Genomic DNA, 8,360 nt, shown 5'->3' with positions numbered 1-8,360 from the left:
CGCTGGCTGCTGTTCCTCGAATCCTTCTTCGGCAACTTCCTGTTCTCGGTGTGCATGCTGTTCGGGGTGGCGCGTACCTCGGCGCTAGCGGCCGGCGTGATCATGGCGGCCATCCCCGCGGTGGTGGCGATCCTCTCGTGGATGCTGCTGAAGGAGCGCATCACGCTGCGCGTCGGCGCGGGCATCGCGTGCGCGGTGGGCGGCATCGCGCTCGTCTCCTTCGGCAAGCACGCCAGCGGCGACCTCGGCAGCCTCGTCGGCAACCTGCTGCTGCTCGGCGCCGTGACCTGCGAGGCCATCTACGTGGTGATCGGCAAGAAGCTCACCGGCAACGTCTCGCCCAAGCGCATCAGCGCGCTGATCAATCTGTGGGGGTTGGTGCTGGTGACGCCGCTGGGTCTGTGGCAGGCGCTGAGCTTCGATTTCGGCAGCGTCAGCGCGGGGCATTGGTGGTTGTTGCTGTTCTATTCGCTGGCCGCAAGCATGGTCACGGTATGGCTGTGGATGACCGGCCTGAAGCACGTGCCGGCCTCGCAGGCGGGTGTGTTCACCGTGATGCTGCCGGTGGCCGCGGCGGCGGTGGGCGTGGTCTTCCTCGGCGAGCGCTTCACCACCGCGCAGGCCGGTGCCTTCGCGCTGGCACTGGCCGGCGTGGTGCTGGCGACGTGGCCGGGGCGGCGCGCCTGAGGTTCAGGCAGCGGCGTCGGCGGCTGCCGGATGGCGCCGCGCCTGCGTGGCCAGGCCGGCCACGGCCGCCGGCGGCAGCGACTTCAGCTTGTGGTCCGACCACACCTGCCGCCAGCGCCGCGCGCCGGGCTGGCCGTTCCACAGGCCCAGCATGTGGCGCGCGATGCGCGACCAGGGCTCGCCTTCGCGCGCCTCGCGCTCCATGTACTCGACCATCGCCGCCTCGACCTGCTCGCGGCTGCGGTCGACCGGTTCCGCGCCGAGGAAGCGCGCATCCCACTCCGCCATCAGCCAGGGGTGGTGGTAGGCCTCGCGCCCGACCATCACGCCCTGCATGCCCTGCGCGAGCAGCGACTCGATCTGCGCATTCGTGGTGACTCCGCCGTTGAGCGCAAAGCGCAGGTGCGGAAAGTCGGCCTGCAACCGCGCCACGAACTCGTAGCGCAGCGGCGGCACCTCGCGGTTCTCCTTCGGGCTCAGGCCCTGCAGCCAGGCGTTGCGCGCGTGCACGATGAAGACCTCGCAGCCGGCCTGTGCCACCGTGCCGACGAAGTCGCGCACGAAGCCGTAGCTCTCGATGCGGTCGATGCCGATGCGGTGCTTCACGGTCACGGGGATCGTCACCGCATCGCGCATCGCCTTCACGCAGTCGGCCACCAGTTGCGGCTCGGCCATCAGGCAGGCACCGAAGGCGCCGCGCTGCACCCGCTCGCTCGGGCAGCCGCAGTTGAGATTGACCTCGTCGTAGCCCCACTGCACGGCCAGCTTCGCGCAGTGCGCCAGGTCGTCGGGCTCGCTGCCGCCGAGTTGCAGCGCGAGCGGATGCTCCTCCTCGTTGTAGTCGAGGTGGCGCGGCACGTCGCCATGCAGCAGCGCGCCGGTGGTCACCATCTCGGTGTACAGGCGCGTGCGATGGGTGAGCAGCCGATGGAAGAAGCGGCAGTGCCGGTCCGTCCAGTCCATCATCGGCGCCACGGAGAGGCGCCAGGGCGAAGTCATCGGGCAGGAGTGCGGGAAGGCGAGACCCGCATTGTCTCAGCCTCGGGCAGGCGCGTTCAACGACGGTCCCAGTAGCCCGGCCGCTCGCGCCAGCCGCGGCCATCGCGCTGCCATTGGTGCGGCACATATCGATGACCCGGGCGCGGTGCCTCCCAGTGGCCGCCGATCCACACGTGGCGGTTGGCGCGCCAGGTCCAGTAGCCGCCGATCCACAGCCAGCCGACCGCGGGCGGCGCCGGCGCGTACTCCACCTGCGGCGGCGGCGGTGCGGCATACACCGGTTCGCCGTAGTAGCCGTAGGGCGCCGGCGCGACCACGCAGCCGGCCAGCGAGAGACTCACGGCCAACATAGCGCCGAACCATAGGAATCGGCTGGACTGGCTTCGCATGTCGGGCTCCTTCGCGGCGTTTGATGGCACTGGAACGAGGAGACCGTTCCCGTCGTGCACAGCGGAGCGCCGGCTTTACGCGGGCGACACAATCGTATCGGCCATCCGATCGCTGCCAGCAGCCGTCAACGCAGGCCGGCGATCGCCGCGATGTCCTGGGCGAAGCGCGTCCACAGGGGCTGCGGCAGGTCGTGCCCCATGCCCTCGATGACGTCCAGCCTCGACGCGGCAATGTGACGTGCCAGGTCGTGCCCGCAGGCCACCGGCACGAGAGGATCGGCGTCACCGTGAATGACCTGCGTGGGCACAGCGATGCGGTGGAGCAGCGCAGTGCGCTCGCCGTCGGCCATGATGGCCGCCAGTTGGCGCACGGTGGCGGCAGGCCGGTAGGAACGCCGCACCGAGGCCGCGATGCGCTCGCGCAGCAGTGCCGGCGGCGAAGGATAGGCGGGGCTGCCGATCACGCCGTAGAGCTTGACGAAGTGGTCGACGACGCTGTCGATGTTGCGGGGGTCGGCGGGCCGCGACATCAGCGCCAGCCGCACCTTCATGCTCGGCTGCGGCAGATGGCGCGCGCCGCTGGTGGTCATCATCAGCGTCAGGCTCTTCACCCGCTGCGGATGGCGCGCCGCCAGATGCTGCGCGATCATGCCGCCCATCGATGCGCCGCACACGTGCGCGCTGTCCAGGCCCATCGCCTCGATCAACGCGGCAGTGTCGTCGGCCAGGTCGGCCAGGCGGTACGGGCTCGCCACCGGCAGGCCAAGCGTGTGGCGGATGCCGCTGAGCGCAAGGTTGGGCACGCCGAGGTGATCGAAGCGCTGCGACAGGCCGATGTCGCGGTTGTCGAAACGGATGACACGAAAGCCACGCTCCACCAGCAGGTCAACCAGCCCGTCGGGCCACGCCACGAGCTGCATGCCCAGGCCCATGATCATCACCAGCGGCGCGCCGTCCGGGGGGCCGCGATCGTCGACCTCCAGGCTGATGCCGTTGGCGCTGACCTGCATCAGGCGGCGCGCCGCGTCTCGGCGTGCGGCGTGCGGAAGAACCAGCGCCGTGCACCGTGCGGCTCGAAGGGCTTCCAGTGGCCGGCCGGCTGCGCGAGGCGGTCGGCGATGGCATACATCGCCAGCGGGTTCATGCCCATGCCGACGTGGCTGGCGTGCACCTCGATGTTCTCGGCCTGCGGCCCCGGCGCGACGACGCTGCAGCGCCACGAGACGATGCCGTCGCTGCGCGACCAGATCGAGGTGGTGGGCACCGGCGGCTCCTTGCGGATCTGCGCCAGCACGTGCGGATCGTGCACTGACTGGCCGCTGACCAGCTCGAAGAATCGCCAGGCATTGGTGGCGCGCGGATGGCCCGTGAATGGCGTGCCCAGCGTGATCACGCAGCGCACGTGGTCGGGCAACTCCTTGGCGAGTTCGCGCGCGTAGATGCCGCCCAGGCTCCAGCCGATCAGGCTGACCTTGCGGGCATGGGCGTTGAAGAGGCGGCGCACGTCGTGGTTGCAGCGCTCCAGCACGCCCTGGCGCGGGCCGAAGTTGAAGCCTTGCCCCCACGGATGAGTGACGTAGCCGAGGTCGTCGAGGAAGCGGCGCAGCGCGCTGGTGGTGAAGTCGTTCGCGCCCAGGCCCGGGAACACCAGCACCGGATGCCCATCGCCGCGCGGCAGCTTGCGCAGCCAGGGCGTGGCCGCCAGCAGCGCGGCGTACTCCCACGGCGCGCGGCCTTCGAGGGCAAGCAGCAGCGCGTTGGGTGCGCGCATGTCCTCGATGTGGAAGCGATGGTGGTCGTTCAGGTCGGTCGGGCGTCGGCGCATTCGAAGGGTTCGAGCAGCGTTGCGGGCATGTTAGCGACTGCGCCTCTTCGCCGGTGGAGCACTGGCCCTAGTGCGCCCTGTCGCGTTCGCGACAGCCTTCTTCGCAGCAACCTTCTTCGCAGCAACCTTCTTCGCAGCTGTCTTCCTGGCGGCGGGCCGGGTGGTCTGCTTGGCTTCGGGCGCAGCCACCGGCAGAGCCTTGAACTCCTCGAACGCAGTCTCGATCTGCGCGGTGAACTCGGCGACCTCGGGCATGGCCTCGGCGCAGGCCATGACCCCAACGTCGAGCGACTCGTTGTAGGTCTGCACCGTCACGTTCAGCGCCACCCCGTGAACCACGATCGAGGCGGGGTAGTTGGTCAGCATTTTCGCGCCGGCCATGTACAGCGGCACCGTCGGCCCGGGCACGTTGGAGATCACCAGGTTGGCCACCGGCGGGATGCGGTCGGCCATGCCGGCGCGGCCGTACACCGCGGTCAGCGCCTCCATCAGCCAGGGCACGCCCATCGACGGGAAATCGGTGGGCAGGAGGTTCTTCACGCTGCCGATGGTCGACTTCATGGCGGCGCTGGCCGCCATCACGTGGGCCAGGCGCTTGGCCGGATCGGCCAGCTGGGTGCCGAGGCTGATCAGCGTCATCGAGGCCTGGTTGTTGGCCGAGGTGTCGCCCTGCGCGCGCAGCGAGATCGGCACCGCCGCGACCAGCGACTTGCGCGGCAGCGGCCCGTGCTTGGCGAAGTGGCGCCGCAGCGCCCCGCCGACGACGAACATCACAGCGTCGTTCAGGCTGGCGCCGTGGCGGCGCCGCACGGCATTGAGCTCGGCCAGCGGCAGGCTCACGGTGGCGACGGCGCGCGTGTCGGAGATGGTGGCGTTCAGCCGCGTGCGCGGCGCGAGGCCGAGGTTGCTCACGCTCTTCTTCGCCGGCGCACCCTCGCCCTTCACGCGCGACCACATCGAGGCGGCGGTCTCGCCGAGCGCGCCGCCGGCCGTCTGCGCCGCCACCTGCGAGATCGCACCCACCGCCGAAGGCAGCGCCTTGACCAGGCTGCCCACCTGCTCGAGCTGGTGCGACAGCGCACCGCGCAGCATCTCGGTCAGCCCGAGCTGGCCCTTGCGCGCCCGGGCCGGCCGTGCCGGGATCTCACGCGGCTCGGGGCCGAGGTCGAGGATGGCCTGGGCCAGCGCCACCGCAGCCTGGCCATCCACCGCGGCGTGGTGGAGCTGCGTGTACAGGGCGTAGCGCTTCTGTCCTTCCGGCCCCGGCGCGAGGCCGTCGAAGACGTGGAACTTCCACAGCGGGCGGCTGCGGTCGAGCAGCACCGGGTGCAGTTCGCCGACCTGCGCTTCCAGTTCCGCCACGCCGCTGCCCTCGGGCAGCGTGATGCCCACCACGTGCTCCTCGAGATCGGGATCGGCATCCACCCAGGCCGGCGCGGCCAGGTTCAGCGGCATCCAGGCCAGCTTGCGGCGCAGGGCCGGGGCCAGCGGCAGGCGCGATGCGATGTGGCGCCGCATGTCGGCGAGGAAGTCGCCGCGGTAGCTGCGCGGCAGCTCGAACAGGTGCAGCGCGCCGACGTGCATCGGCATCTCGGCCGTCTCGAGGTAGAGGAAACTCGCGTCCAGCCCGGACAACTGCTTCATCGGCGCCTCCCTGTCTTTGTCGCGGCGATGCTAAGCCGCGACCGGCGCCGCGGCGCCGAGGGAAAGCCCGGTCAGCGCAGCTGGCGCTCGCGCATCGCCAGCAGCTCGTTGCCGGCCAGCGCACCCAGCACCAGCATGCCGCCGGTGAGCACCGACGCCGTCGGCGCCTCGTTGGCGCCCAGCCAGGCCCACAGCACGCCGAACACCACCTCGAGCAGGCCGAGCAGCGAGATCTCCGGCGCCGACAGCGAGGGCGCCACCGTCACCGCCAGCAGGCAGGGAATCGCCAGTTGCACCGTGCCGAGCAGCGCCAGCAGGCCGAGGTCGCGCGGCGTGGACTCGAAGGGCATGGCAGGAACGAGCGTGGCAGCGGCCGAGAGCATCGCGCCGATCAGCACCGCCGGCAGCATGTCCTGCTGCGCGGCGCCGCGGTTGTGCTGGATCAGCGTCCAGTTGACGGCTGCCGCGATCGGCACGCCCAGCGCCACCGCCATGCCCAGCACATGCTTCGCATCGCTGGCGCTGAGCTCGCGCGCATACATCCAGGCGATGCCGATGCCGGCGATCACGATCGCGCCCCAGGTGCGTGCGGCCAGCCGGTGGCCGAGCGCGAAGCGCGCCATCAGCGCAGTGAAGAGCGGGCCGAGCGCCATGGTGACCAGCACGTTGGCCACCGTGGTCAGCGTCAGCGCCATCATGAAGGCGGTGTACATCACCGCCCAGCACACGCCCGACAGCCACAGCGTGCGACCGCCGCCGCGAATGGCGCCCGCAAGCGGTGCCGGCCCGCGCAGCCAGGCCAGCATCACGACCAGCGCGAGGCCATTGAACAGGCTCCGCCAGAACGTGACCTCGAAGCCCTTCGCGGCCTCGAAGTGGCGCGACACCACGCCGGCGATGCTCCACATGAGCGTCACCGCGATCATGGTGAGCACCGCGCTGCGGTGCTTCATGCCGTTTCGCGGCTGGCGCGCTTGCGCTCGTGTTCCTTCAGGTGCCGCTTGCGGATGCGGATCGACTTCGGCGTGATCTCCACCAGCTCGTCGTCGGCGATGAATTCCACCGCGTACTCCAGCGTCAGCAGGATGGGCGGCGTGATCTTGATCGCGTCTTCCTTGCCGGAGACACGGAAGTTGGTCAGCTGCTTGGCGCGCACCGGGTTGACGACGAGGTCGTTGTCGCGGCTGTGGATGCCGATCACCATGCCCTCGTAGAGCGGGTCGCCGGCCTTGACGAACATGCGGCCGCGGTCGTCGAGCTTGCCCAGCGCGTAGGTCACCGCCTCGCCGTCGTCCTGGCTGATCAGCACGCCGTTCTTGCGCCCGCCGATCTCGCCCTTGAAGGCCTCGTAGCCGTCGAAGATGTTGCTGATCAGGCCCGTGCCGCGCGTCAGGTTCAGGAACTCGTTCTGGAAGCCGATCAGCCCGCGCGCCGGGATGCGGTACTCCAGGCGCACGCGGCCCATGCCGTCCGGCTCCATGTTGACGAGCTCGCCCTTGCGCTCGCCGAGCGCTTGCATCACCGCACCTTGGTGCTGGTCCTCGACGTCGGCGGTGACCAGCTCGATCGGCTCGTGGCGCTCCCCGTCCACCTCGTGGAACACCACGCGCGGCTTGCTGACGGCCAGCTCGTAGCCCTCGCGGCGCATGTTCTCCAGCAGGATGGTCAGGTGCAGTTCGCCGCGGCCCGAGACCTCGAAGATGCCGTCCTCGTCGGTTTCCTTGACCTTCAGCGCCACGTTGCTCTGCAGCTCGCGCTGCAGGCGGTCCCAGATTTGCCGGCTGGTCACGAACTTGCCTTCGCGGCCGGCCAGCGGGCTGGTGTTGACGCAGAAGTTCATCGTCAGCGTCGGCTCGTCGACCTTGAGCATCGGCAGCGGCGCCGGGTTCTCCGGGTCGGTCAGCGTCACGCCGATGCCGATATTCTCGATGCCGTTGATCAGCACGATGTCGCCCGGGCCGGCCACGGTGGCCTGCTTGCGCTCCAGGCCCTCGAACTTGAGCACCTGGTTGACGCGGGCGTTGAACGGCGTGCTGTCGGGGCCGGCGAACACGGCCACGTTCTGCATCGGCTTGAGCGTGCCCTGGTTGACGCGGCCGATGCCGATGCGGCCGACGTAGCTGGAGTAGTCCAGCGAGCAGATCTGCAGTTGCAGCGGCGCGTCGGCCGCGCCCTCGTGCGGCGGCACGTGCTGGAGGATGGCGTCGAACAGCGGCGCCATGTCGGTGCCGATCTCGCCCTGCTTCAGCGTCGCCCAGCCGTTCAGGCCGGAGGCGAAGATCACCGGGAAGTCGAGCTGCTCCTCGGTGGCGTGCAGCTTGTCGAACAGCTCGAAGGTGGCGTTGATCACGTAGTCGGGCCGCGCGCCGGGGCGGTCGACCTTGTTGACCACGACGATGGGCTTGAGGCCCAGTGCCAGCGCCTTCTTGGTGACAAAGCGGGTCTGCGGCATCGGGCCTTCGACGGCATCGACCAGCAGCAGCACCGAGTCGACCATCGACAGCACGCGCTCGACCTCGCCGCCGAAGTCGGCGTGGCCCGGGGTGTCGACGATGTTGATGTGCGTGCCTTGCCACTCCACGGCGCAGTTCTTCGCCAGGATGGTGATGCCGCGCTCGCGTTCGAGGTCGTTGCTGTCCATCACGCGCTCGGCGACCTTCTCGTTGTCGCGGAAGGTGCCGCTCTGGCGCAGCAGTTGGTCGACGAGCGTGGTCTTGCCGTGGTCGACGTGGGCGATGATGGCGACGTTGCGGATCTGGCGGGTCATGCGGTTCTTTCGGTGCGTTCAGTCACAAGGCCTTGCACCTCGCTCGGGC

Annotated in this window: 8 protein-coding genes; 1 reads left to right on the top strand and 7 read right to left on the bottom strand. The window is 69.8% G+C overall.

What is annotated here, in order from left to right:
• The coding region (locus AB7U92_RS16645; RefSeq protein ID WP_428579239.1) for a DMT family transporter at positions 1-687 on the top strand (687 nt) is incomplete at its 5' end.
• 3 nt (positions 688-690) lie between these two features.
• On the opposite strand, the gene dusA is transcribed toward AB7U92_RS16645, so the two are convergent.
• The 7 genes from dusA to typA all read right to left on the bottom strand — a co-directional run bounded on the left by dusA (position 691) and on the right by typA (position 8,311).
• Positions 691-1,686: a tRNA dihydrouridine(20/20a) synthase DusA gene (dusA, locus tag AB7U92_RS16640; protein WP_428579236.1), complete on the bottom strand. Its 996-nt coding sequence runs from the start codon at positions 1,684-1,686 to the stop codon at positions 691-693.
• Positions 1,687-1,742: 56 nt separating this feature from the next.
• The gene (locus AB7U92_RS16635) at positions 1,743-2,036 is read right to left on the bottom strand and encodes a hypothetical protein (protein WP_428579233.1); all 294 of its coding nucleotides are present in this window, start codon (positions 2,034-2,036) and stop codon (positions 1,743-1,745) included.
• Between the two features lie 164 nt (positions 2,037-2,200).
• Complete coding sequence (locus AB7U92_RS16630) at positions 2,201-3,085, bottom strand: alpha/beta fold hydrolase (RefSeq protein WP_428579230.1); 885 nt, start codon at positions 3,083-3,085, stop codon at positions 2,201-2,203.
• Positions 3,085-3,900: an esterase/lipase family protein gene (locus tag AB7U92_RS16625; RefSeq protein ID WP_428579227.1), complete on the bottom strand. Its 816-nt coding sequence runs from the start codon at positions 3,898-3,900 to the stop codon at positions 3,085-3,087. Before AB7U92_RS16625 ends, AB7U92_RS16630 begins: the two co-directional genes overlap by 1 nt.
• Positions 3,901-3,930: 30 nt before the next feature.
• Positions 3,931-5,544, bottom strand: a complete 1,614-nt coding sequence (locus tag AB7U92_RS16620; protein WP_428579224.1) for a wax ester/triacylglycerol synthase family O-acyltransferase — start codon at positions 5,542-5,544, stop codon at positions 3,931-3,933.
• Positions 5,545-5,615: 71 nt separating this feature from the next.
• A complete protein-coding gene (locus AB7U92_RS16615; RefSeq protein ID WP_428579221.1) occupies positions 5,616-6,497 on the bottom strand; it encodes a DMT family transporter in 882 nt (293 codons plus the stop codon).
• Entirely contained in the window at positions 6,494-8,311 is a 1,818-nt protein-coding gene (gene typA, locus AB7U92_RS16610) for a translational GTPase TypA (protein WP_428579218.1), read from the bottom strand. Before typA ends, AB7U92_RS16615 begins: the two co-directional genes overlap by 4 nt.
• Positions 8,312-8,360: the final 49 nt, after the last annotated feature.

The sequence above is a fragment of the Piscinibacter sp. genome (assembly GCF_050175855.1).
Lineage (GTDB): Bacteria > Pseudomonadota > Gammaproteobacteria > Burkholderiales > Burkholderiaceae_C > Piscinibacter.
This window is presented reverse-complemented; position numbering and strand designations above follow the sequence as displayed.